At 70.0% G+C, this 23492-nt stretch carries 21 protein-coding genes; 8 read left to right on the forward strand and 13 right to left on the reverse strand.

The window, feature by feature from the left end; genetic code table 11:
* Positions 1-34: 34 nt before the first annotated feature.
* Entirely contained in the window at positions 35-928 is an 894-nt protein-coding gene (locus G4D85_RS19495; protein ID WP_164014099.1) for a sigma factor-like helix-turn-helix DNA-binding protein, read from the reverse strand.
* Positions 925-4008 carry a serine/threonine-protein kinase gene (locus tag G4D85_RS19500; RefSeq protein ID WP_164014101.1) on the reverse strand — a complete coding sequence of 1028 codons (3084 nt, stop codon included), beginning with the start codon at positions 4006-4008 and terminating at the stop codon, positions 925-927. Before G4D85_RS19500 ends, G4D85_RS19495 begins: the two co-directional genes overlap by 4 nt.
* Before the next feature lie 303 nt (positions 4009-4311).
* On the opposite strand from G4D85_RS19500, the gene G4D85_RS19505 reads away from it, so the two are divergent.
* Both G4D85_RS19505 and G4D85_RS19510 read left to right on the forward strand, forming a co-directional pair.
* A complete protein-coding gene (locus G4D85_RS19505) occupies positions 4312-5259 on the forward strand; it encodes an Ig-like domain-containing protein (protein ID WP_275900304.1) in 948 nt (315 codons plus the stop codon).
* Positions 5260-5360: 101 nt separating this feature from the next.
* A complete protein-coding gene (locus G4D85_RS19510; protein ID WP_164014105.1) occupies positions 5361-6083 on the forward strand; it encodes a hypothetical protein in 723 nt (240 codons plus the stop codon).
* A gap of 65 nt (positions 6084-6148) precedes the next feature.
* On the opposite strand, the gene G4D85_RS19515 is transcribed toward G4D85_RS19510, so the two are convergent.
* Positions 6149-6895, reverse strand: coding sequence for a carboxylesterase family protein (locus tag G4D85_RS19515; RefSeq protein WP_164014107.1), 747 nt, complete (start codon positions 6893-6895; stop codon positions 6149-6151).
* 305 nt (positions 6896-7200) lie between these two features.
* On the opposite strand from G4D85_RS19515, the gene G4D85_RS19520 reads away from it, so the two are divergent.
* Positions 7201-8220 (forward strand): DUF1801 domain-containing protein, encoded by a 1020-nt coding sequence (locus G4D85_RS19520; RefSeq protein ID WP_164014109.1) that lies wholly within the window; start codon positions 7201-7203, stop codon positions 8218-8220.
* Between the two features lie 136 nt (positions 8221-8356).
* Here G4D85_RS19520 and G4D85_RS19525 read toward each other — a convergent pair whose 3' ends face one another.
* Entirely contained in the window at positions 8357-10306 is a 1950-nt protein-coding gene (locus tag G4D85_RS19525) for a peptidoglycan DD-metalloendopeptidase family protein (RefSeq protein WP_164014111.1), read from the reverse strand.
* A 212-nt stretch (positions 10307-10518) separates the two neighbouring features.
* On the opposite strand from G4D85_RS19525, the gene G4D85_RS19530 reads away from it, so the two are divergent.
* The gene (locus G4D85_RS19530) at positions 10519-10803 is read left to right on the forward strand and encodes a hypothetical protein (protein WP_164014113.1); all 285 of its coding nucleotides are present in this window, start codon (positions 10519-10521) and stop codon (positions 10801-10803) included.
* A gap of 84 nt (positions 10804-10887) precedes the next feature.
* On the opposite strand, the gene G4D85_RS19535 is transcribed toward G4D85_RS19530, so the two are convergent.
* From G4D85_RS19535 to G4D85_RS19570, 8 genes are all read right to left on the reverse strand, one after another.
* A complete protein-coding gene (locus tag G4D85_RS19535) occupies positions 10888-13605 on the reverse strand; it encodes a CARDB domain-containing protein (protein WP_164014115.1) in 2718 nt (905 codons plus the stop codon).
* Between the two features lie 140 nt (positions 13606-13745).
* Positions 13746-14639: an ATP-dependent sacrificial sulfur transferase LarE gene (larE, locus tag G4D85_RS19540; RefSeq protein ID WP_164014117.1), complete on the reverse strand. Its 894-nt coding sequence runs from the start codon at positions 14637-14639 to the stop codon at positions 13746-13748.
* Positions 14640-14738: 99 nt separating this feature from the next.
* Entirely contained in the window at positions 14739-15539 is an 801-nt protein-coding gene (gene cysC / locus G4D85_RS19545) for an adenylyl-sulfate kinase (RefSeq protein WP_164014119.1), read from the reverse strand.
* Positions 15540-15732: 193 nt separating this feature from the next.
* On the reverse strand, positions 15733-16161 hold the full coding sequence (locus G4D85_RS19550) for a M67 family metallopeptidase (RefSeq protein ID WP_164014121.1): 429 nt from the start codon (positions 16159-16161) through the stop codon (positions 15733-15735).
* Positions 16158-16799 carry a ThiF family adenylyltransferase gene (locus G4D85_RS19555; protein ID WP_164014123.1) on the reverse strand — a complete coding sequence of 214 codons (642 nt, stop codon included), beginning with the start codon at positions 16797-16799 and terminating at the stop codon, positions 16158-16160. Before G4D85_RS19555 ends, G4D85_RS19550 begins: the two co-directional genes overlap by 4 nt.
* An 8-nt stretch (positions 16800-16807) precedes the next feature.
* Entirely contained in the window at positions 16808-17080 is a 273-nt protein-coding gene (locus G4D85_RS19560) for a ubiquitin-like small modifier protein 1 (RefSeq protein WP_164014125.1), read from the reverse strand.
* Positions 17081-17083: 3 nt separating this feature from the next.
* Entirely contained in the window at positions 17084-17323 is a 240-nt protein-coding gene (locus G4D85_RS19565; protein ID WP_164014127.1) for a sulfurtransferase TusA family protein, read from the reverse strand.
* An 82-nt stretch (positions 17324-17405) separates the two neighbouring features.
* Positions 17406-18182 (reverse strand): HesA/MoeB/ThiF family protein, encoded by a 777-nt coding sequence (locus G4D85_RS19570; protein WP_164014129.1) that lies wholly within the window; start codon positions 18180-18182, stop codon positions 17406-17408.
* Positions 18183-18307: 125 nt separating this feature from the next.
* On the opposite strand from G4D85_RS19570, the gene G4D85_RS19575 reads away from it, so the two are divergent.
* The 3 genes from G4D85_RS19575 (at position 18308) to G4D85_RS19585 (ending at position 20936) form a co-directional block, all read left to right on the forward strand.
* Complete coding sequence (locus tag G4D85_RS19575; protein WP_205525612.1) at positions 18308-18790, forward strand: hypothetical protein; 483 nt, start codon at positions 18308-18310, stop codon at positions 18788-18790.
* Positions 18791-18900: 110 nt separating this feature from the next.
* Positions 18901-20184: a sensor histidine kinase gene (locus tag G4D85_RS19580; RefSeq protein WP_164014132.1), complete on the forward strand. Its 1284-nt coding sequence runs from the start codon at positions 18901-18903 to the stop codon at positions 20182-20184.
* Positions 20181-20936, forward strand: a complete 756-nt coding sequence (locus tag G4D85_RS19585) for a response regulator (protein ID WP_164014134.1) — start codon at positions 20181-20183, stop codon at positions 20934-20936. The genes G4D85_RS19580 and G4D85_RS19585 overlap by 4 nt, the downstream gene beginning before the upstream one ends.
* A gap of 360 nt (positions 20937-21296) precedes the next feature.
* On the opposite strand, the gene G4D85_RS19590 is transcribed toward G4D85_RS19585, so the two are convergent.
* Positions 21297-22535 carry a glycoside hydrolase 5 family protein gene (locus G4D85_RS19590; RefSeq protein WP_164014136.1) on the reverse strand — a complete coding sequence of 413 codons (1239 nt, stop codon included), beginning with the start codon at positions 22533-22535 and terminating at the stop codon, positions 21297-21299.
* A gap of 66 nt (positions 22536-22601) precedes the next feature.
* Between G4D85_RS19590 and G4D85_RS19595 the strand changes: the two genes are divergently transcribed.
* Positions 22602-23483, forward strand: coding sequence for an ABC transporter ATP-binding protein (locus G4D85_RS19595; protein ID WP_164014138.1), 882 nt, complete (start codon positions 22602-22604; stop codon positions 23481-23483).
* Positions 23484-23492 lie beyond the last annotated feature (9 nt).

Here is a 23492-nt window from a genome sequence, read left to right on the forward strand (position 1 = left end):
GGACGCCTGGCCCCGGAAGTAGCGCGGCCGGCCGTCAGTCCAGCAGGCGGTTGAGACTCAAGTCCAGCCGGCTGCGCACGAGGCCCAGCAGGCTCTCCAGCTCCGAGCCCTCCATCCGCATCCGCGCGGCCAGCTCCGCGCGGGTGAGCTTCAGGAGCCGCTCACGGGCGTGCGCCACCTGGCGCTGCATGCCGGAGCGCGACTCGCCGTACAGCGCGGAGAGCCGGTCCATGGTGAAGCCGTGGAGGTGGTGCAGCCGCAGGAGCGCGCGCTCGCGCTCGGGGAGGGATGCGAGCACCTTGCGCAGCACCTCGACGAGCAGCTCGCGCGAGTCCTTGCGCACCAGCTCGTGCTCCGGGTCCCCGGTGGACAGCATCCGCGCGAAGGCTTCAGGGGGCTCGTCGAAGAGCTCCTGGCGCCCGTCCCGGTGCGACAGCTCGCCGGCGATGCGCACGCCGGTGATGCGCACCCAGGCCACGAGCGGGCCCCGGCCGGAGTAGTCCGCGACTTTCGGAGGCGCGTCGCCCCGGCCCATCAGCAGCCGCGCACGAAGGACCTGGAGCACCTCGTCCACGGTGGCGTGCGGCAGCCCGCCCAGCTTCGGCGGCACCTTCTGGAGGACGTGCTGGTCGAAGGCGCGCAGGGCCTGCGGGTTGCCCTCCGCGCAGGCGCACGCGAGGTACAGGTCCGCGCCGTGCAACTGGCGCAGCACGTCCGCCGTCGCCTCGGCCGGCAGGTGCCGGGCCACGTGGCGCAGGAAGGACTCCACCGGGAGCGTCACCGTGGGCCACGCGGCCCGGGCCGCCGCGAGGTGCTCGACCAGCAGGGCGTCCAGGCCGTCCACCGCCGCCACCTGCTCGCGGCGCTCCAGCGGGACATACGCGCGCAGCAGCTCGGCGAGGGAGTCGGGTTCCGGGGTGTCACTCATTGCAATCCCTCATGTCGCTGCCAGGCCACGACCCTCTCCAGCTCCGGACGGGCCATGAGGCCCAGGGCCTTGAAGCGGCTCCGGGCCTCCTCGGCCAGGGCGGCCACGCGGGCGCGGTCCGGAGGATTCAGCGCCCGCAGCGTCCTGGCCAGGACGAAGGTGTGCCAGGCCGTTTCCATGCCCTCGAAGGAGTTTGTGCCCAGGCGCGCGCGGGCGCGCTCGACGAGCGGCAGGGCCTTCTCGGGCTCGCCCAGGAGGAGCCAGGCCTCGGCCATGCAGCCCTCGTCCCTGGCGGCGGCCATGGAGCCCACGCCCTCGACGCGCGCGTGCATCTCCAGGGCGCGCTGGCAGCGCGCGAGCGCCTGCCTTGGCGCGCCCGTGCGCAGGTCCACCGTCCCGAGCTGCCAGATCACCGAACCCGCCAGGTCGATGTCGGCGCCCTGGGTCTTCTCCACGAGGGCCTGTAACCGGAGGAGGTCGCGCCGCGCGTCCTCGAAGCGCCCCACCCGGAGGTAGGTCTTGGAGCGGTGGAACAGCACCGTCACGATGCGCGGCGAGTCCGGCCCCAGGGCGCGCTCGAAGTGGTCCAGGGACTCGCGGTAGAGCCCGAGGGCCTCCTCGATGTGGTCCGCGTCGCTGACGAGCCGCCCCAGGTTCGCCAGCGCCAGGGCCGCCTGGGGGTGGTCGAGGCCATACTTCTGCTTGACGAGGTCGAGCGCCTGCCGCTGGAGCGCCGTCGCCTCTTCAATCTGGCCCAGGAGCCGCAGCCGCTGGGCCAGGTTGGCGAGCAGGGGCGAGCGTGTGTGCTCCGGCGCCCCGGAGGCCTCGTGGACGGCGATGGCACGCCGCTGGGTGGCGATGGACTCGTCCGCCTTGCCCATGGCCTCATAGGCGCTGGAGAGGCTGTTGAGGCTGGAGGTGAGCACCGGGTGGACCTTCCCCAGGTGGTGCTCGTACAGCGCGAGCGCCTGAAGCTGCAGCTCCATCGCCTCCGGGTACTTCCCCACGCGGTGGCGGGCCTTGCCGAGCGCGGAGAGGAACCCGGCCATCCGCAGGCTGTCCGGGGCGTAGGCCCTGCGCGCCAGCTCCACCCCTCGCGTGATTTCCGCCTCCGCCTCGACGTACTTCCCCTGCGCCACCAGCACCAGCGTCAGCCGCTGGTGCAGGCTCGCGGCGTTGCCCGGGAAGCGCTCGCGCCCCAGTCGGTCCACGGCGGCCTGGGCGTGCTGGACGACGCGCTCCACGTCCGCGGCGCGCGCGAGATCCACGCCCACCACATAGACGAGCACGTCCCACGCGCGCGCCGCCGTCTCGTCGTCGCGCCCGGCCTCGGCGGCAAAGACGGCCTTGTAGAGAGTGCCCTCCGCCTCCTTCGGCTTGCCGTCCGCCGCTTGAAGTTCGCCATGGGCGAGCAGCACCTCCGCTTCGAGCGGCTTGTAGTCCAGGCCCTGGATGTCCCCGAGGAGGGTGGACGTGAGCCCGAGCCCCTCGCCGTACCGCCCCGCGACGCGCAAGGCCTCGACGTCCGCCAGCCTGCGCCGGATTGCGTCCACGCGAGGGCGGAGCGCGTCCGGCGGCTGCGGGCGGGTGGACAGCTCCGGAGCATCCCGGCACCCCCCCAGCCCCTCGAGCGACGCGGTGAGCTGCCCCGCGTTGCGCACCGTCTGCGCGTCCGCCTTCTCCAGCACGGCCGTGACGGCGGCGAGCTGCCACAGCCGGGCATCGAGACAGGCAGCCGTCTGCCACGCGTTGCTCGTGGGCTGCTCATGCGACATGACGCAGGCCTCGGTGCGCAGCGTGCGCCACTGCGAGGCGTGCGCGTCCAGCAACCCGGCCACCTTCTCCCAGACTTCGGCCGCGACCGGCGCGCCCGTGGCGAGGAAGGCCGCGCGCACCTGCTCCCGCCGCGCGCTCCCCCACGCGCCCTCGAGCTTCTCCGTTTCCTGCGCACAGCGCGCCTCGGTCCGGTGCCCCACCGAGTACGCCACGCCAGCGCCCAGCAGGCAGGCCGCGCCGGCCAGCGCCGCCACCCGGGCCCACACGCGCCGGGGCGGCGGCGTGAGGGCCGCCAGCAGCGGCTCCATGGACGGGTGGCGCTCCTCGGGACGCGGAAGCAGTCCGCGCAGCACCGCGCGCCGCACCCAGGCGGGCACCTTCGTGCCAGGGCTCGCCGGGCGCACGCGGCCCTCCAGCGCGGCGCGGGCCACCTCTTCCAGGCTGCCGCCCTCGAAGGGGCGCACGCCGTAGAGGGCCTCATGCAAGGCCACGCAGAAGCTGAACTGGTCCGACAGCGCGTCCGCCCGCCGCCCGCCGAGCAGCTCCGGGGCCATGTACGCGGGCGTGCCCAGCAGCACGCCCGTCCGCGTGAGCGGGCTGGCCGTGGACGCGGCCGGGCCGGGCTCCGACCCGGGTGTGGCGCCCTGCCCCCGGTTGAGGGGACGCGCCATGCCGAAGTCCGTCACCCGCACCCGGCCGTCCCGCCCGACGAGGACGTTGGCGGGCTTGAAGTCGCGGTGCACCAGGCCCGCCGCGTGCGCCGCCGCCAGCCCGCGTCCGGCCTCGCTGAAGGTGCGCAGCACCTCCTTCCAGGAGCGCGGCTGCTTCAGCCACTCCGCCAGCGTGACGCCGTCCACCAGCTCCATGGCCAGGAAGACGCAGTCGCCATGGGTGCCCACGTCGAAGACGGAGACGACGTTGGCGTGGGAGAGGCGGGCCAGCGCCTGGGCCTCCAGCACCAGCCGCAGCCGCAATTCCTCCACCTGACGCCCCTCGGGGCGCAGCACCTTGAGGGCCACCTGGCGGTCCAGCTCCGGGTCATAGGCCGCGTACACCACGCCCATGGCCCCGGCGCCGATGCGCTCCAGCACCACGTAGCGCGACAACGTGGCGCCACGCTCCAGCGGTGCCATGGACACGTCCGGGTCCGCCTTGGAGAAGACGGGGTCGTCCCCCGCCGCCGCCAGCGCCCGCTGGCAGTCGGTGCAGCCCTCGAGGTGCGACAGGACTCCAGTCCGCTGCTCGGGTGGCAGCAACCCCGCCAGCAGGTCGCTCAACGTCGTCTCGGCCGGGCACTCCGTCATACCGTGGCAAGCGTACCAGGATTCCCGGAGGGCCCCGCCCGACGGTTGCGTGGCGGAGGTGGCTGGGGGGGGCGGAAATTTCTGGGACGGCGACATGGGCGCTGGCTCCTCATACGTGGAGCCCCCCCGACGTCATTGCTTTGCACGCCCCCGAGGACTCGCCATGCCTCCGTCAATCCGAACGCGTCCACCGCCGCCACAGAAATCCAGCGCCGCGCGCGAGAGGCGGCGGAGGGCGCCGCGCAGCAGGCCGCCGAGGTCGCTCGCCGGGCCGCGGAGGTATAGGCCGAGCAGGCGATCACCCTGACGGCGGATGCCACGGACAACGTGGGCGTCACCCGCGTGGAGCTCTACCGGGGCAGCACCCTCATCGCGACGGACGTCTCCGCGCCTTACAGCGTGACGTGGGACACGCGCACCGTGGCCAATGGCGCGTACGCGCTCACCGCGAAGGCCTACGACGCGGCCCGCAACACCACCACCTCCGCGGCCGTCAACGTCTCGGTGAACAACGACGTCACGCCGCCCACCACCAGCATCACCGCACCCTCGGCGGGAGCCACGCTGAGCGGCAGCGTCACCGTGTCCGCGAGCGCGTCCGACAACGTGGCGGTGGCCAGAGTGGAGCTCTACCGGGGCACCACGCTGCTGGGCTCGGACGACACCGCGCCGTACAGCGTGACGTGGGACACCACCACCGTCGCCAACGGGAGCTACACGCTGACGAGCAAGGCCTTCGATACCTCGGGCAATGCCACCACCTCCGCGGGCATCACCGTGACGGTGGCCAATGCCCCTCCCGACCTCATCGTCAACGGCGGCTTCGAGGGCTTCTCCAGCCCGTGGAGGCTGACCGGCCAGGCCTTCTGGATGACCAGCGGCTCCACGCCGCACGGCGGCACCGGCAACCTGGAGCTGGGACGTGTCGCCATGCTGTATGGCTCCGCCGATCAGTCCATCTTCCTCCCGGCCGGAAGCGCGGCCACGCTGTCCTTCTGGCTGTACATCACCAGCATCGAGACCACGACCGTCCTCCACAATGACCGACTCAACGTGCAGCTCGTGGACAGCTCGGGCGCGGTGATTACGACGCTGAAGAGCTTCTCCAACCTCCACAAGGGAAGCGGCTACGTGCAGTACTCCTACAGCCTGGCCTCGTATGCGGGACGGACGGTGACGCTGCGCTTCAGCACCACCCAGAGCGGCTCCCTCATCACCGTCTTCCGGGTGGATGACGTGTCGGTGAAGTAGCGCCCGTCATCGTCACTCGATGCCGCTCTCCTCCTCACAAGGCTGGCGCACTAGAGTCTCGTCCGTGTCCCGCACCTCGTCCCGTCCTCCCAGAGGCTCCCATGCGCCACGCGGCTTTCGTGCTCGTCGTCCTGATGGCTGCCGGATGCAGGTGCAGACGGACCGAGTCCGTGCGCAGTGAGACGGTGGGCTCCGCGGTCATCACCCACGTGCGGACCTGCGAGATGCTCGACTGGGAGAGCGGCTCCTGTCGGACGGACTCCGTCATGACGGTCGGCTCGGTGCGCATCCCGGAGGTCGGCAACCCCTCCCCCAGCCCCACCGGAAAGCGGGCGTTGGTGGGCATGCGAGACGGCACCGCCATCCTCGTCGACACCGGGACCGGAGAGATTCACAGTCGCTTCCCCGTGTTCGCGCAGGCCCGGGAATGGTGCGGTGACTCGGAGCTGATTGTCACCTCGCCCTTGGCGCTGTTCGAGGGGGACGGCTACAAGGGCACCACCCTGGAGCTGGTGTGGTTCGAGAGCGACACGGAGATCCGCCGTGCCGTCGTCCACAAGGGCCTGCGCAACGTGCCCCGCGTCCTGTGCGGGCCCGGGCACACGATGGCGTTCGCGCTGGAGGCCGAAAAGCGGGACGGGGCCCCGGAGCTGTACCGCTGGAGCCAGGCCGAGGGACTCCAGCTCGTGGAGACCTGGCCCGGGCCCATCGAGGGTGGAGACCCCTCGGACCTCGTCCTCTCCTGGTCGCCCTCGGGACGGCCTGACTGGTGCGCGCGGAGCCGGCCGTATGACTTGAATCGCTGCGTCCCACCCACGCGATGAATCGCTCGGTGCGTGTCGTGTTGAGACCCGGGGTGGGGAAATGCCCCCACCCGCGAGGGCTTGATTCAGAGCGAGTGGCTCAACATCCACGTGTAGATGTCATGGCCCGCTGAACCGCTGTAGGTCCGGGACCAGGAGTCATGCCCCACGCCCTGATACAGCGTGAGCTGGGCCGGCGGGTTCGCCGCCGGATTGCAGACGTTGTTGAGCTTGTTGACAGGGTCGATGGACCCCCACTGAGACACGGTTCCATCCGCCGTGCCATGGAAGGCCCACACCGGGACGTTCCACATGTTGCAGATGGCAATCCCGTTGCCATTCCCCGCGATGGGAACGATGGCCGCGAGCTTCTGCGGAAAGGCCACCGCGTAGGACCAGGTGACGATGGCCCCCGCCGAGAGTCCCGTCAGATAGACGCGGTTCGGGTCGACGCGATAGCGGCTCTTGGCGAACTCGAGGATGCCGTCGACCTCACTGTTCCCCCACCAGGCATTGAACCGCTGGGGAGAAATGAGGATGAACGGGAAGTGGCGTCCATTCCGGATGAGGCGGGGCGGAGCGGTGACCCCCATGAGCTTCTCGAGGCCGGCGGCCGTCCCATCGCCCTCCTGCCCCTGGCCTCCCAGGAAGATCACCAGCGGATAGGTCGCCTCGGGGTTGTCGTCGTAGTCCTGCGGCAGGTACTCCCAATAGCCGTAGTTGATGCCCGGCACGGTGGTCCTGGGACGGGCCAGGATCTGCCCCTGCGCGGCCAACGCGCCCTGCGCGAAGAGCAGGACCCAACCCAACAAGATGCGCTGCGATGTCGACATAGCGACTCCTCTCCAACCATGGTGGGAGTCGATACTTTAGTTACCTGGTTGCATGAACACCATGAATTGCTTGATTTGCAGCCCAGGCAGATAAATGGAGAGCCGGTGGAGACAGCGGCGCCCTGGCCGGGTGAGCGGGCGTGGCAACCCAGACTCCGTGTTGACCGTTCGGCCCCGTGAAAGGACGCGGGCTCGCCGTAACGCGACGGCGCCATTGTCGACCGCGAGCCAGTGGTGGGGAGCGCGCTTCGGTAGTTGAATGGCTGCGTACCGCGTGCTGAGCGCACCACAGGGGCCCGAAGACCATGGCGAAGAATCCTGGAGAATCGCAGCCTATCGACGCGTATCTGGCGAGCCTGGAGGACCCGGCGGCGAAGAAGACGCTGGGGGCGCTGCGCATGCAGCTCCGGAAGCTGCTTCCAGGAGCCACGGAGACCATCAGCTACCGGATGCCCACCTTCAAGGTCGACGGCAACGCCGTGGCCGGCTTCGCCTTCTTCAAGACCCACTGCGGCTACTACCCCTTCAGCGGCAGCGTGGTACCGCCACTGAAGGCGCAGCTGGCCGGCTACACCACGTCAAAGAGCGGCATCACCTTCCCGCCCGACAAGCCGCTCCCTGCGAAGCTGGTGAAGACGCTCGTGCAGGCGCGGCTCGCGGAGATTGCCGCGAGCGGGAAGAAGCCCTCGGCCACGAAGAAGAAGGCAGCCGCGAAGAAGGCGCTCATCACCGACCGGGTGACTGACAGCGCCGTGAAGGAGGCGACCGGGCGGGACTGGAAGGGGTGGATGCGCGCGCTGGACACGGCAAAGGCAGGCGAGCTGAACCACAAGCAGCTCGTCGCGCACCTGGCCCGGGAGGTGGAGTCCACGTGGTGGCAGCAGTCCATTGCCGTGGCGTATGAGCAGGCCCGCGGCAAGCGAGTCGTCGGCGAGACGGCGGCCACGGGCTTCCAGGTGGGCGTGGTGCGCACGCTGCCGATGGGTGCCGAGGAGCTGTGGGAGCTGATTGCAACCCAGGCGGAGCGATGGCTCGGTGCCGGGGCGACGCTGATACTCAAACCGGGGGAGGACTACGAGGTCCCCAAGCGCCGTGGGTCACCCGGCGTCCGCGGCGAAGTCCGGGTGGTGAAGTCCGGGCAGCGCCTCCGCATGACCTGGCAGCCAGACGGATGGAAGAAGCCCGCGACGCTGCAGCTCACGCTGATGCCGAAGGCGCGAGGCGTCGCCGTCAACGTGCACATGGAGAAGCTGCCGGACGCGAAGGCCCGCGAGGCGATGCGCGAGCACTGGTCCGGGGTGCTCGAAGGACTCGCGAAGGAGTGACGACGAAGTCCCGAGAGCTGCCATTGCCGCTCCGGGAGGCCTGTGAGCCTGGCTTCGAGCGCTCCGGCATCGACTGCGCCAGGACAGCTCCGGCGCCGAGGCCATTCTCGCCTCGGCGCCGCGTGCGTCCCGAACCTCAGTGTGTCCAGAGGCCCGCGAAGCGGTGGGAGCCGTTGACGGTGACGCCCGTCACCAGCCGGGTGAGGTAGCCGGCGCCGGTCCAGGTGCTGTACTCCGACTGGTACTGGGCCGCGGTGCGGTCATGGCGCGCCACCCAGCCGCCGTAGGGCATCGAGTCCCACACCGCCGAGTAGTACACGACGCCGCCGTGCACGTAGGTGTTCAGGTACTGCAGGTAGCGCCCCGCGTCCCGCTGCGTCTCGACCTCGTCCTGGTACTGCGAGGCGGGAATGGCCTGCAGCGCCACCCAGCCGCCCACGCTGGCCTTGTCATACAGCGCGGTGAAGTAGCGCTGCCCGGACACCGACACCACCGACGCATTCACCAGCCGGTAGCCGCTGTTGGCATACGTGGTGAACAGGGACTGGTGCTCCGCCGCGGTCTTGCCGTGGTAGGACGCCCAGGTCGGGCCCGGCTTCTTCGTGAAGATGGCCGCGTAGCGGACGGCGCCGCCCGTCAGGTAGCTGTCCACCTGCAGCAGCCGGTAGCCCTCCGCCTCCCGCGTGTCGCTCTCGCTCTGGTACTGCGCGCTGGTCATCCCGTGGCGGGCCACCCAGGCGTAGCCGTCCGCGGGACGGAACACGGCGTTGTAGTAGGTGCTGCTGCCGTCCTCGTAGCCATCCACCCAGACCGGCCGGTAGCCGGCCGCGGCGATGTCATCGAAGACCGTGTCGTAGCTGGCGGCGGACACCCCGTGCCGGGCCACCTCGGTGTAGCCGGGCTGGAGGGTGCTCACGTTGTACGTGCGCGTGGCGCGCAGGCTGCCGTTGATGCGCACGCGCAGCGTCCAGGTGCCCGGCGTGGAGCCCGCCACCTTGTTCCAGTAGGGGTACATGTGCCGGTAGCGCGCCGCGCCCGTGACATTCCACGTCCAGGCATCCACGACGCCGTTCGGCGCGGTGAGGGACATGTCCACCACGTCACCACCCTTCCCGCTCATCGACAGGCCGATGCCCAGCGCGTCGCCCGGCGCGTACAGGGTGGGGTTGGGCACCGGGTCCTTGATCTGCTGGGCGCTGGTGAAGGAACTCTTCCGCAGCATGACGTCCATCACGTCCGACGTGGCGTTGTAGGCCGGCGGAGACGCCCACATGCCCAGCGAGAAGGACTCCACCGCCATGTTCGAGCAGTCCCGGAGCTCGAAGTGCAGGTGCGGCTGGGTGGAGCAGCCCGCGCTGCCCGCCACCCCGAGCACCTGGCCCGCCGTCACGGTATCCCCCACGTTGACCACCACCGAGTTGCGCTTCAGGTGGCCGTAGAGCGTGTCGTAGCCGTTGGCGTGCTCGATGCGCACCACGTTCCAGTTGCCCGTGCAGCTGGTGTTGCGGTCGAACTGGCCCTCCTCGACGAAGGTGACCGTGCCAGGGGCCGCCGCGCGCACCAGCGCGGAGCCCGAGTCCATCTCCCGGAACGAGGAGATGTCGATGTCGATGCCACCGTGCCCATCGTAGGTGCGCGCCAGGCTGCCGGTGAAGCCCAGGTAGTCCTCCAGCAGGCTGCTGGCCGGGTCCAGGTCCACGTAGTTGTTCACCATCCACGCCCGGCCGTTGGCGCCGCTCATGGGCCACCACGACAGGGTCAGGTCATTGGCGTTACAGGACGGAACCGCCAGCGCGCTCCTGCGTCCCCTGGGGGTGCTCGCGGCCAGCTGCGCGTCGTACGCGTGGGGGTCCTCGGAGTGGGGAGCGGACCAGTCCTCGTTCGCCGGCGACAGGGCCTGGCGGGGAGCGTCCTCGTCCCCTTGCGGCGCCTCCTGCGCCACGGAGGTCTCCGCGGGCCCGGTCTGCGCGTCCGGAGGCGCCCCGCAGCCGCTCGTCACGAGCGTCAGGCCGGCGCCCAACAGGGTCCACTTCAAGGCCGCGCTCAGCACGGCCCGCATCGGGGCATGAAAGGTTCTGTTCGACATCGCGAGCTCCAGGAATCAGACGTGATGCCGGCACAACGGAACTCGCGCGGGAAATTCCTCAGTGAGCCGGTCCTCGAAGTCCTACCCAGGCCAGGCACGTCGCGAAGCCAGCAGTGGCGCTCCGGGCCAGCACCCATCCCCGCGGCACGACTGACTCTCGGCTTCTGATATTCTGGCAAAGCAGTACTTACCTGAACTCCAGGAGAAAGAGCATGCGAGCAGGAATGGTGGGCGGACTGCTGCTGGTCGGGCTGATGGCGGGGTGTGGTGGGGCCGCCGTCGAAGAAGAGGGCTCCTCCGAACTCGAGTCGCGGAGTGACGCGCTTCCCAGCTGTCGCGACGTGACGGGCAACGACTACGTCATCACGTACTACAAGGAGCCGGCGCGGCTCACCTGGGTCGGGGAGCTCCTCTGCGGCTGCAGCGAACCGGAGACTGTCGTCCATGGCTCCAAGTCGCAGTACTACGAGAAGATCTACGGATGCTTCGCGCGGTAGTCGCTCCAGGCGACTGAGGACACCTCGCGCGAGCAGCAGCAGGCGCGTGGAAGGAACGGTCCTTCCACGCGCCCGCGTCCCGACTCAGGGCAGGACGTTGGTGAGGCCACCCACGCGGGTGTTGTTGTCCTCAATCAACTCGTTGCTGGTGCCGCCATTCACGTCCACGACGGCGCCCACGTTGTATGAGCCAGCCGGGACTCCGCTCGCGTACGCGTAGATGCTCACCGTCTGGCACTGCCCCGGGGCGAGGTAATCGACATACACGGAGCCCACGAAGTAGTCGGGCGACGGAGGGTACGGAGAGTACGCGTACGGAGTGATGACCGTGTCCTCGGACAGGTACACGGCCATGTCGGTGCTCCCGTCCCACGTGCCCTGGTTGCACACCGTCGCCGAGGCTGTGAAGGACTGGCCCACCTGCACGCTCGAGGGCGCGGTGACGGACGTCACCACGAAGTCCGACTCGGCACCGACGCCGATGCGGCTGCCCGCGCGGGTGTTGTTGTCCTCGATGAACTCCATTGCCATGCCGAGCGGGTCCACCACGGCGCCGAGGTACCACGCGCCCTCCGAGCTGCCCGCGAACACGGAGACCGTCACCGTCTGGCACTGGCCCGGGGTGAGCATGTCGACGGGAGCCAAGCCCACGAGGACGTCCGGCCCGGAGCCATTCCGGTTCGGGGTGATGACCGTGTCCTCGGACAGGTAGATCTCCACGGCGTGGGCCCGCTCCGTCTGCGTCCCCTGGTTGCATACCTGCGCCGAGACATTGAATGACTCGTACGGCAGCACGCTCGTGGGGCCGCTGAGGGTCGTCACCACGAAGTCCGGCCGGTAGCCCCAGCCGAAGAGGCTGCCCGTGAGGGTGTTGTTGTCCTCGATGAGCTCGGAGACCCAGAGGACCGGGTCCGCGGCGGCGCCCAGGTAGTACATGCCGTCCGCCGGTCCATAGCCGTAGGTGGTGATGGTCAGCGTCTGGCACGCGCCCGGAGCCAGCGGGTTCGAGCGGCCGTAGCCGATGCGCGTGTCGACGTGAGGGCCGTACATGTGGTTCGGGGTGATGACGGAGTCCTGCGACAGGACGATTTCCACGTGGGAACTGTCTTCGCGAGTGCCCTGGTTGCACACCGTCGCCGTGACGTTGAAGGACTGGCCGGACGGCGCGCTCTTGGGGCCACTGAGGGCCGTCACCACGAAGTCCGCCCTGAACCCCACGCCGATGAGGTTGCCCGCGTGGGTGTTGTTGTCCTCGAGCAGCTCCGCCCGGACGCCGCGCGGGTCCACCACGGCGCCCAGGTAGTACGCCTGCTCCGGCACGCTCGCGGAGCCCGTCACCGTCAAGGTGCGGCACGCGCCCGCCGCGAGGTCCACGTGGCCCAGGCCCACGGGCCGGTCCGTGTTCGGACCCGGCGTCGTCGTCGGGGTGATGATGACGTCCTGCGACAGGTACAGCTCCACGTCGGCACCGCCGCTCGCCGTTCCCTGGTTGCATACCCGGACCGCCGCGCTGATGGAGGCACCGGGCATTGCACTGGAAGTGCCGGAGACGGACGACACCACGAAGTCAGGGCCGTCGCCGAACCCCATGCGGCTGCCCACGCGGGTGTTGTTGTCCTCGAAGAACTCCGGGGTGCCGTTGAGCGGGTCCACCATGGCGCCCAGGTAGTACTGACCCTGGATCCAACCCGGGTAGCCCTCATAGGTGCGCGTCACGCACTGCCCCGGGGCAAGCTGCTCGATGGAGTCGTAGGCAATCGGCAGGTCCGCCGAGGTGCCTCGGGGGGTGATGACGGCGTCCTGGGACACGTACCACTCCAAACGTGCGGATCCAGGCTGCGTGCCCTGGTTGCACACCGTCGCGGTGATGGAGAGGTAGCCGCCCGACGGCAAGCTCGCGGGCCCGCTGACGGCGGTGACGACCAGCTCCGGCATGTTGCCCACGCCGATGCGGCTGCCCAGGCGGGTGTTGTTGTCCTCGATGAGCTCGGGGGTGGAGTTGCCGGGGTCCACGATGGCGCCCACGTACCAGAGGCCCTCGCCGAACCCTCCGCCCGCCGACCGCACCTGCTCCGTCCGGCACTGCCCCGGAGCCAGCGATTGGAAGTACAGGCTTCCCACGAGCAGGTCGCTGAGGGGACTGGGAGGACTGCGCGAGACGATGTTCGCGTCCCCGGACAGGTACAGCTCCAGCAGCCCGCCGCCGGACTGCGTGCCCTGGTTGCACACCGACACGGAGACGGTGAACGGCTGACTGGGCGGCGTGCTGATGGGGGCGGTGATGGAGGACACCACCAGGTCCGGCTTGTCGCCCACGCCAATGCGGCTGCCCAGTTGGAGGTTGTTGGCCTCGTTGGTCTCCATGAGCTGGTTCATGGGGTCCGCGGCGGCGCCCAGGAAGTACGCCCCCTGGACACTCACCGAGGCGACGACCTGCGCCTGCTCCGTCCGGCACTCGCCCGCCTTGAGAGACATGACGACGTAGCCCACCATCAGGTCGGGCGTGGGACTGGTAGGGGTGTTGGGGGTGATGATGTTGTCGCTCGACAGGTACAGCTCCACGTTCGCGCTGCCGGTAAACCCGCCCTGGTTGCAGGCCCGCACCGCCACGTACGTGGGCTGGCCGGACTGCACGCTCGTGGGCCCCGTCACCGATGCAACGACGAAGTCCGGCCCCTTGGCCAGGGCCTGCGCCGTGACTCCAGGAGACACCGCCTCGGGAGCCTGGGACGCCTGGGGTGCCTCACCACACGCGGCCAGCGCCAGCCAGGCCCCGAGCCCCGTGACACATCTGCTTCTCACACTTCGGAAATGCATTTCTCGACCTCGCGAAGAGCCGTGGATTCGGCCTGCGCGGGAAGAGAACGGACGAACTCGAATGTCCGGAATTCAAAGCGAAGCGTAAAGAAACAGATTTAACGCAAAACCTGTTATCGCCGTGCTCAGCTCACCACGGGCAGCGAGAAGCCGGCGACCTTGCCGGCGTCCGGACGGGCCACACCGGCGGCTTCGTTCATGCGGCCGGAGCGGAACGGCTCCAGATCCAACGACACGAACTTGAAGCCCAGCGCCAGGAAGGCCGCGTTGACCTTCTGGCGCACGTCGGCGGAAAGGAACCGCTCGTACTCCTCGGCCGCCACCTCCAGCCGCGCCACCTCCTGGTGGTAGCGCACGCGGAACTGGCGGAAGCCGAGCTTGCGCATCTCGGACTCGGCGGACGCAATCTGGATGAGCCTGTCCCGCGTCACCGCCGTGCCATACGGAATGCGCGACGCCAGGCACGCCATCTGCGGCTTGTCCCATGTGGGCAGCCCCAGCGACTGGCTCCAGGCGCGAATCTCGTCCTTCGTCAGCCCCGCCTGCGCCAGCGGGGACACCACCTTGTGCTCCTGCGCCGCCTTGTGGCCGGGCCGGTGGTCCTTGAAGTCGTCCGCGTTGAAGCCGTCCAGCACCACCGCCAGCCCCAGCTCGCTCCGCCGGGCCTCGCAGATGTCGTACAGCTCCGTCTTGCAGAAGTAGCAGCGGTTGGTGGGGTTGGCCGCGTACTGCGGGTTGGCCAGCTCGTTGCTGCCCACCACCACGTGCCGGGCCCCCATGCGCTCCGCCAGCTCCCGCGCCTCCTGCGCCTCCTCCGGCGCCACGGACGCGGACAGCGCGGTGAGCGCCAGGGCGCGCTCGCCCAATTCCTCCACCGCCACCTTCAGCACGAAGGTGGAGTCCACCCCGCCGGAGAAGGCCACCAGCGCGCTGCCATGGGCGCGCAGCGCCGCACGCATCGCCTCCAGCTTCGGGCGCGAGGACTCACACAGGCTCTGGATCCGCTCGGGGCTCAGCATGGGGCAACTCCTAAAACGGAAGGGCTCCGGATTGCACGCTCAACGAGCGGCAACCTGGAGCCCTTCGAGGTGGGAAGCGGGGGCCCGAGGGCCCGTCGCTCAGCGGGCCTTGTGCTTCGCGGGCTTCTTGGCCGCGGCGGCGGGCTTCGCCACCCGGGCCGCGCGCGTGGCCGGACGCGCCTTGGCGCCCTTGTCCGCCTTGGCGGGCTTCGCCACCGGACGGGCCTCTTCAGCGCGGCGGGCCTTGGCACCCTTGTCCGCCTTGGCGGCGCCCTTGTCGGCCTTCTCGCCCTTGTCGGCCTTCTCGCCCTTCGCCGGCAGCGGGTTGGCCTTCATCTTCTTGCCGGTGATGGTCTTCAGCTCCTCGGTGTTCATGTAGCCGAGGTCCAGGAGCGACTGGAAGATCTTCGCGGCGCCGTCCTCCACCGACTCGGTGTCGGAGTGGATGGTGACCTCCGGCGAGTTGGGCGGCTCATACGGCTCGGTGATGCCGATGAAGTTGGGGATCTCCCCGTTGAGCGCCTTCTTGTAGCGACCCGTGGAGTCGCGCTCGATGAGCTTCTCGGTCGGGCAGTCGACGTAGACCTCGACGTAGCGGCCGATGGCGCGACGGTTCTCCTCGCGGCCCGTCTTGTACGGGCTCACGCAGGGAACCAGCGCGGCGACGCCGTTGCGGGTCAGGAGGTTCGCCACGAAGCCCAGGCGGCGCACCACCGTGGTGCGGTCCTCCTTGGCATCGCTCAGCCCGGCCCAGAGCGCCTCGCCGAGCTCGCCTTCGTCGAGAATCTCCACGTTGCGGCCTACCTGCCGGAGGCGCGCCGCGATGTAGGCGGCCGTCGTGCTCTTCCCGGTCCCGGACATGCCGGTCAGCCAGAGGGTGAAACCAGTGTTGGGGGCCATAAGCCTGTTCAACTCCCTGCGTCCGGAGCGCTTCTTGCAAGCTGCGTGAGGACGCCGCAGATCCAGAAGATGCGGGAGGTTATAGACGAAAACCCCCTCACTTGACAATTCGCACACACCTTTCCGCAGGTGGGGTGAGCGAGCAGTCAAGTGCCTGCCGATACATGGGTTTTTCGTTTATGAAATGACTTTTTCAGGTCTCTCGGAGCCTGAAAACATCCCCCCTCCACTCGTACTCGGACACCCAGAGCACACAGCCCCGATGTACGGATCCGATGAGGTAGGAAACTCCGGGTAGCAGCGGCTGACCTCCCGGGGCGGCCTGGGCGTGGTCCTCCGAAGAAAAGGTGGCGGGGGCCTCCACATGCGAGTGGAACACGCACACCACCCGCTCTCCCCGTGCGTCAGCCTCCATGCACACGGCCAGCCACTCCTCGGGGGAGAAGGCGTAGGCGGTGCGGGGCCTGGGGGACACGTTGGCCAGGGGGCGCACCCGACAGGGGCCGGCCGTCCCCTCCTGGAGGATGACGCCGCAGCCCTCGTGTGGCCAGGCGGCCTCCAGGTGGCGGAGGACGGCGTCGCGCACGCCTTCCGGCCAGCCGGGCTCGGGCCAGCGGCTCACGGCCGGGCCGGCTCCGCGCTCCCGGCACAGCGGGCGCACTGGCGGACCTCCAGTTCCTCCACGACGCCCGGGGCCACCAGCCACCGGCCGCCCAGCGCCGGCCCCAGGCCCAGGCGCAGCCGCTGGAAGACGAGGGCGCCCAGGGCCCCCAGCGCCACGCCCAGCGCTCCATCCGGAGGCTGGGCCAGGTGCCGCACCGTCTCGCCGAAGCACCACACGCAGCCGTCCGCGCCTCGGAAGACGACGGCGGCCCGCATGCCATCGCCGCCCAGGGCCACCCAGGGGGCCTCGCCGCTCCAGCCCGAGGGCAGCTCCGCCACCAGTCCCCCACCCCGCCCGGCTCCAGCCGCGTCCGGGTTCAGCTCGGGGACGGCCCGGGCCAGCGACTCCACCGCGGGGCGGCCCACGTCCTCCGCCGACACGAGGAAGCCCGGCGCCCAGGGGCCCAGCGTCAGCGAGCCCGTGCCCACCACCGGCGTGCCGCTCCCGGCGAGGTACGCCGCGGCCGTCAATCCCGAGGCGCCCGTGGCATCCACGCGCGCGGCCCCCGCCAGCAGCGCCTCCTGCCCGCGTCCGCCCACCTCGCGCAGGAGGATCTGCCGGGAGTAGCGGACAATCTGGTCTTCGCGCAGCGCCATGACGGGCCTCAGCCTCCCGCCATGGCGGGGATGAGGGTGAGCCGGTCCGCGTCCTTCACCGGCGTGTCCAACTCGCCCAGGGCGCGGATGTCCTCGTCGTTGAGGAAGACGTTGACGTAGCGGCGCACGGCTCCGCGCTCGTCGAACAGGCGCGCGCCGAGGCCGGGGTAGCGCGCGTCCAAGTCCTTCAGCACCTCGCGCACGGTGGCGCCGGAGGCCGTCACCTCGGACTGGTTGCGCGTGAGGGCGCGCATCGTGCTGGGAATGCGGATGGTCGCCATGGCTCACCTCCCCTGCTTGCGGAGCAGCAACACGTGCGTCCCGTCGGGGCGCGCCTCCAGGGAGACGACTTCGTGTCCCTCGTCGCGCGCGTTGCGGGGCACGTTCTTCAGCGGCTCGGCGCCCCGGAGGAGGACCTCCAGCAGCGTCCCCGGCTCCAGCGACTCCAGCTTCAGCTTGGTTCGCACGTAGGTCATCGGGCAGACCTCGCGGGTGATGTCGAGCGTGGCCCCTACCTCGGACATGACGCGGTCTCCTGGCTGGCTCGGGCGATGGTGTCCGGGGACACGCGCGCACGGGCCCGTGGGTGCGGCTTCGGAGTCGCCGTCATGACGCACAGGCCCCGCCCTCCCGAGCGGCCTCCGGGTACTCCGGAACCGCGGTGACGCGGCAGCCCGGGCAGTCCGGCGCGCGCTCCACGCGGACGCGGCGGCCCAGCAGGGACACGCCGTCCAGCACGTGGAGGGTGGCCTCGCCGGGAGCGGGGCGCGCGGCACCGGACAGCAGCTCCAGCGCGAGCAGCGCCTGCACCGCGCCCACCAGCCCCGCGAGCGAGCCGAGCACCCCCGCCTGCGCGCACGTGGGCACCGCGTCCGGCGGAGGCGGCGCCTCGTAGAGACAGCGCAGGCAGGGCCCGCGCGGGTCCACCCGCATCGCCTGCCCCTGCATGCGCAGCACGCCGCCGTAGACGAGCGGTACACCCGTCAGCACGGCCACGTCCGAGAGGAAGAACTTGGTGGCCACCCCATCCGTGGCGTCGATGACGGCGTCATGCGCGCGGAAGAGGGCCTCGGCGTTGCCCGCGTCCACGCGCTCGGCGAGGGCCTCGGTGGACAGCGCGGGGAAGGCGCGCGCCAGGCCGGCCGCCGCGGACTCCGCCTTGTTGCGGCCCACGTCCGAGGGCCGGTGCCAGAGCTGGCGCGGCAGGTTCGTCACGTCCACCCGGTCCGGGTCCGCGAGCGTCAGGTGGCCAACACCCGCCTGCGCCAGCGCCAGCGACGCCGGGCAGCCCAGGCCGCCGGCACCCACCAGGAGCACCCGCGCGCGCTCCAGGCGCGAGGCGTGGGGGATGCGAGGGTGATGGTCGGTGTCGTGCCCGTGCATCGGAATGCCCCTTCGCGAGGGGTCGGAAGCGAATAAGGTTCGAGCCCCTGCGTCCACCGATGAAGTAAGGGCGCAGGCGCCCACCCACCGTGCCGCTTCGACGCGGACCTCACCTGCCAGGACATATGAGAAACCTGCCCGGCGTGCTCGTCTTTTCCACCGCCCTCCTCCTCGCGGTCGGCTGCCACAAGAACACCGGCGAAGGCCCCGGTCCCACCGACGCCGCCTCCAGCGCCGACCCTCGCGACGCCATGGAGGCCGTGAAGGACGCGGGCGTCCCCTCGGAGGGCGCCCAGACAGGCACCTCGCGCGACGCGCTGACCGCCTCGGACGACGCGGGCTCGGGCGACGCGGGCGCCGCGACGAAGGACGGCGCCGGGATGGGCAAGAGCTCCGGCGGGGACCGTCAGGCGCAGGAGGCCTGCGTGGACCGCTGGCTCAAGTCCAAGGGGCTGGACACGTACGGAAACGCCGAGGGCACCATGTACGCGGGTGGCACGCCCCTCTTCGACGAGCGCACCGGCGAGCGGCGAGACAGGCTGGACTACGTCTTCCAGCGCCAGCCCGACGCCCGCAAGGCCTGCGCGGGCGGCGCGTCCCCCAAGTAGAGCCGCGCCGGGGAGTGGGGCCCGGGCGTGCCCCCTCCCTCCCCCTGGAAGGGAGCGGGCTACCCCCGGGATTCCCGCACACCCGGCGGCTCCCGTAAGCTGCCTGTCCGATGAACACCCATCCCGCTCTGGGCGAGGAGACACCCGCCAATGACCTGCGCGCCCGCGTGCGGGAGGTGCTGGAACGCCGCAAGCTGACGGACAGCGTGTCCGCCGAGCAGGCCACCGCCTCCTGGGAACAGGACCGCTTCGTGGCCCGCGCCCGCGCGCTCTTCTACGCGCGGATGATGTTCCTCACCCTGGGCCTGCTCATCCTCGCCGTGCCCGCGTGGAGCGGCTACTTCGGCCTCACCGGCCCGTTCGCCTTCGTGGGCTACTTCACGATGCTGCTCTACAGCGTCGCGAACCTGCTGGTCATCGACCACCCGAAGGCCGGCCGCTGGGTGACGTACACCACGCTCTGCCTCGACCTGACCATCATGGTCGTGCTCATCGCCAAGCCCGTGGTGGGCGGCGGTCTGCAGAGCCCGCTGCTGGCCACCCAGCTGCTCTTCACCACGCTGTTCTCCATCCTCTACCCCAAGCCGCTGGCCATCCTCCCGCCGCTGCTGGCGCTGCCGATTACGACGCGCCTCGACTTGCTCCTCAACCGCTCGGTGACGGCGGTGGAGCTGCTGACGCTGCTCTGGTACCTCGCGCTCAACTTCATCATCGTCTACGTGCTGGTGTACCTGAACGAGCGCGAGGCCACCGCCCACCGCGAGGTGGTGTCCCTCCAGGGCGACCTGAAGGAGCTGGCGGTGGTGGAGGAGCGCAACCGGCTGGCGCGCGAGATCCACGATGGCCTGGGCGCGTCGCTCTCGTCGATGATCATCCAGGCCGAGTACATCCTGAACCTCACGCGTGAGGACGGCCTGCGCTCGGAGATCCGCGAGCTGAAGCTCACCGCGGAGGAGTCCATCGAAGAGCTGCGCCGCAACCTGCGGATGATGCGCGAGGACTTCGAGCTGGATCAGGGCCTGGAGGACTACGCGAAGACGTTCCGCGAGCGCACCGGCCTGGACATCCGCTTCGAGCGCACCGGCCTGCAGCGCAAGCTGTCCCCGGACGCGCAGCTGGCGCTGTTCCGCATCCTCCAGGAGTCGCTGTCCAACGCGGTGAAACACGCGGAGGCCAAGACCGTGAATGTGCGGCTCGACTTCAGCGAGGACCGCGTGCACCTCATCGTCCGCGACGACGGCAAGGGCTTCGACCCGGCCCGTACGCCGCGCGGCCACTACGGCCTGCTGAACATGCGCGAGCGCGCCATGAAGCTCGGCGGCCAGCTCATCGTGGACTCGGCGCCGGGCGCTGGAGCCCAGGTGGCCTTCTCCCTTCCCTGCACGCCCTCATGACCGGAGTCCCCGTGGACGCCCCGCAGCCTCCCGCCGCGCCCCCTACGACGCCCATCCGCGTCTTCGTGGTGGAAGACCAGACGAAGATCCTCAAGAACCAGCTCCGCCTCTTCGAGGGCCACCAGGACATCGACATCGTCGGCACCGCGCTGTCCGGCGAGGCCGCGCTGGACGAGGTGCCGAAGCTGATGCCGGACGTGCTCCTGCTGGACCTGGGGCTGCCGCGCATGAGCGGTATCGACGTGACGCGCGAGGTGAAGGCGCGCTTCCCGCAGATTGAAATCCTCATCTTCACCATCTTCGACGAGGAGGACAAAGTGCTGGAGGCGGTGAAGGCCGGCGCGTCCGGCTACCTCCTCAAGGGCGCCCCGGTGGACAAGATCATCGAGGCCATCAAGGAGGTCCGCGCGGGCGGCACCGTCATCCAGCCCAACCTCGCCCGCCGGCTGCTGCGCCACTTCCGCGTGGACCCGGACAGCGGCCCCGTGCCCACCGAGCCCGTGGCCGCCCCCGAGCCCCCGCCGGAGGCCCCGTCCCAGCAGGAGCCCCCGCTCAAGCCCCTGTCGGACCGCGAGCGGGAAATCCTCCAGCTCATCGCCAAGGGCGTGTCGAACAGCGAGGCGGCCCGCCTCCTCACCCTCAGCAAGGCCACCATCCGGACCCACCTGGAGCACATCTACCGGAAGCTGGAGGTGACCAACCGCGTCGAGGCCGTCACCGAGGGCATCCGCAAGGGCCTGATTTCCGTGTGAATCGGAAGCGTTGTCCTACCTTTGCTCCAGGTCGGTTCGCGCGGTTCGGATGTGAAGCGTCTCCAGGCCGGCCAGCACTGGAGGCTGGCATGCCCCTCCTACTTGCCTTGCTTTGGCTTCGCGTTGCGCGAACGTTTCTTGAGTAGAGCCGCGCAACGTTCGCAGTCCATCCGGCCAGCAGGCGTGTCCACGAAGCACTCGGTACCGCCGTCCGGTCCTCCAGAGAACCATACCTGCGGCGTGCACTTCTCCACGACCGCCGTCTTCGGCTTCGGCTCTTGGACCACAGCCGAAGATGCTGGTGCCTCCGAGAGCAGGAGAACAGGAACGATGGCGAGCCAGTTGATGAGTGTCATCCTTTCACCGAGCCTCGGCTGCCGCCTCGATGACGAGGTCCGCGTACCGATTCGCCGGGTCATCCGGAGTGGTGCCGTCGCGGAAGTAGAACGTGTGCGAGTCCCACGCGTCGGGCCGCGCGTCATTGGCGAACATCCACAGCGCCCCGCCGCCCACGCCCTCCTCGCGCATGCACTCCAGCCAGCCGCGATACAGCGCGCGGCGCTGCGACAGGTCCATGTCGCCCTCGTTGCGCAGCCCGAGCTCCCCGACGAACAGCGGCTTGCCCAGGCTCCGCGCAATCGCGGCGTGCTCCATGATCCACTTCGCCCCCGCCAGCGCGGTCCCCGGTCCGTCCAGCCCCCATGCCTCTGGGTAGAAGTGCACCGACGCGAAGTCGATGAACGGTGACGCCGTGTTCCGCGCGAAGCTCGAGCCCGGTGTCCGCAGCATCGTCGTGCCCACCACCGCCCAGAACGCCGCGTCGTAGCCCTCTGGAGACGGCTCGAAGCCCTCCTCCCCCGTGCCCACCAGGTGCCCGGGCGCGTGCGCCTTCACCTCCCGCGCCACGTCGTCAATCCACGCACGCAGCTTCACGCCCTCCCTGTCCAACCCCCGCCCGCGCGGCTCGTTGAGCAATTCCCACGCGAGCACCGCCGGGTGGTCTCCGTAGCGGATGCCGTCCACCGTGTTCACCCGGTTCAACACCCCCACCACGTGCGCCTTGTAGTGCGCCACCACCGACGGCTCCGTGAAGAAGCGCGAGTCCCCCTCCACCGCCCCGGGCAGCCCCGCCCACTCCACGTACTGCCGCGCGCCGCCGTACGCGTCCCAGTAGTTCCCCAGCGTGAGCACCAGCCGCACCCCGTGCACCCGCGCCCGCGCGAGCACCCGGTCCAACCCGATGAATGCCGCCTCGTCGTACTGGAGCGGTGCCACCTGGATGGCGCTGTCCCCCACCTTGTCCACCGCGTCGTTGTGGCCGTTGGTCCGCACCGCGCGCACGCCCAGCGCCGCCGCCTTGGCCAGCACCTCCTCCACGACGGGAGACTCCGGCAGGCCGCGCCGCACGTCGCGCGTGGCCTCTTCCTGGAGGAAGTACGCGTTGAGCACCATGCTGCCCGAAGGCAGCCGGTCCAACTGCTGCGCCGGGCCTCCCACGCAGTCGGCCGCCACCGCCTCCAGCATCACCGGCTCGCCCTCGCCACACGCACTGAGCGTCAGAGCCAGCACCGCAGAGGTGCTCCGGAAATGGGAGGCCATGGTCCCATGCTACCGGCCTCGCGCACCTTGCGCACCGGCCCCGTGGATCCGCTAGGTTCACCCGACATGGAGCTCAGACTGGAAGGCGTGTCGAAGACCTACCCCAACGGCACCCGCGCGTTGCAGGGTGTGAATCTCACCATTCCCCGCGGCATGTTCGGCCTGCTCGGGCCCAATGGCGCCGGCAAGTCCACGCTGATGCGCAGCATCGCCACACTGCAGGACGTGGACACGGGCACCCTGACGTTCGACGGCATCGACGTGCGCCGCGACAAGGACAAGCTGCGCGAGGTGCTCGGCTACCTGCCCCAGGACTTCGGCGTGTACCCCAAGGTGACAGCCTGGGACATGCTCGACCACCTCGCCCAGCTCAAGGGCCTGGCCCAGCGAGGCCCCCGCCATGACGCGGTGAAGGCCCTCCTCCAGAAGACCAACCTCTGGGAGCACCGCGACAGGCGGCTCGGCGGCTTCTCCGGCGGCATGAAGCAACGCTTCGGCATCGCCCAGGCGCTGCTCGGCAACCCCAAGCTGCTCATCGTCGACGAGCCCACCGCCGGCCTCGACCCCGCCGAGCGCTTCCGCTTCCACAACCTGCTCGCCGAAATCAGCACCGACGTCGTCGTGCTGCTGTCCACGCACATCGTCTCGGACGTCGCGGACCTCTGCCAGAACATGGCCATCCTCGCCCAGGGCAACGTCGTCCTCAGCGGGCACCCGCTGAAGCTCGTGGACTCGCTCCAGCAGCGCGTGTGGAAGCGCTTCATCACCCAGCAGGAGGAGCTGGACGCGCTGATGAAGGTGCTGGAGGTCATCGCCGTGCGCCGCGTGGCCGGCCAGCGGCTCGTCCACGTCTACGCGGACACCCAGCCTCCGGGCTTCGAACCCGCGAGCCCCGACCTGGAGGACGTCTACTTCCACGCCCTCTCCCGCGCTCAGAAGCAGGCCTGAGGAGGGCAC

It is taken from the genome of Pyxidicoccus trucidator, from assembly GCF_010894435.1.
In the GTDB taxonomy this organism is placed as follows: Bacteria; Myxococcota; Myxococcia; order Myxococcales; family Myxococcaceae; genus Myxococcus; species Myxococcus trucidator.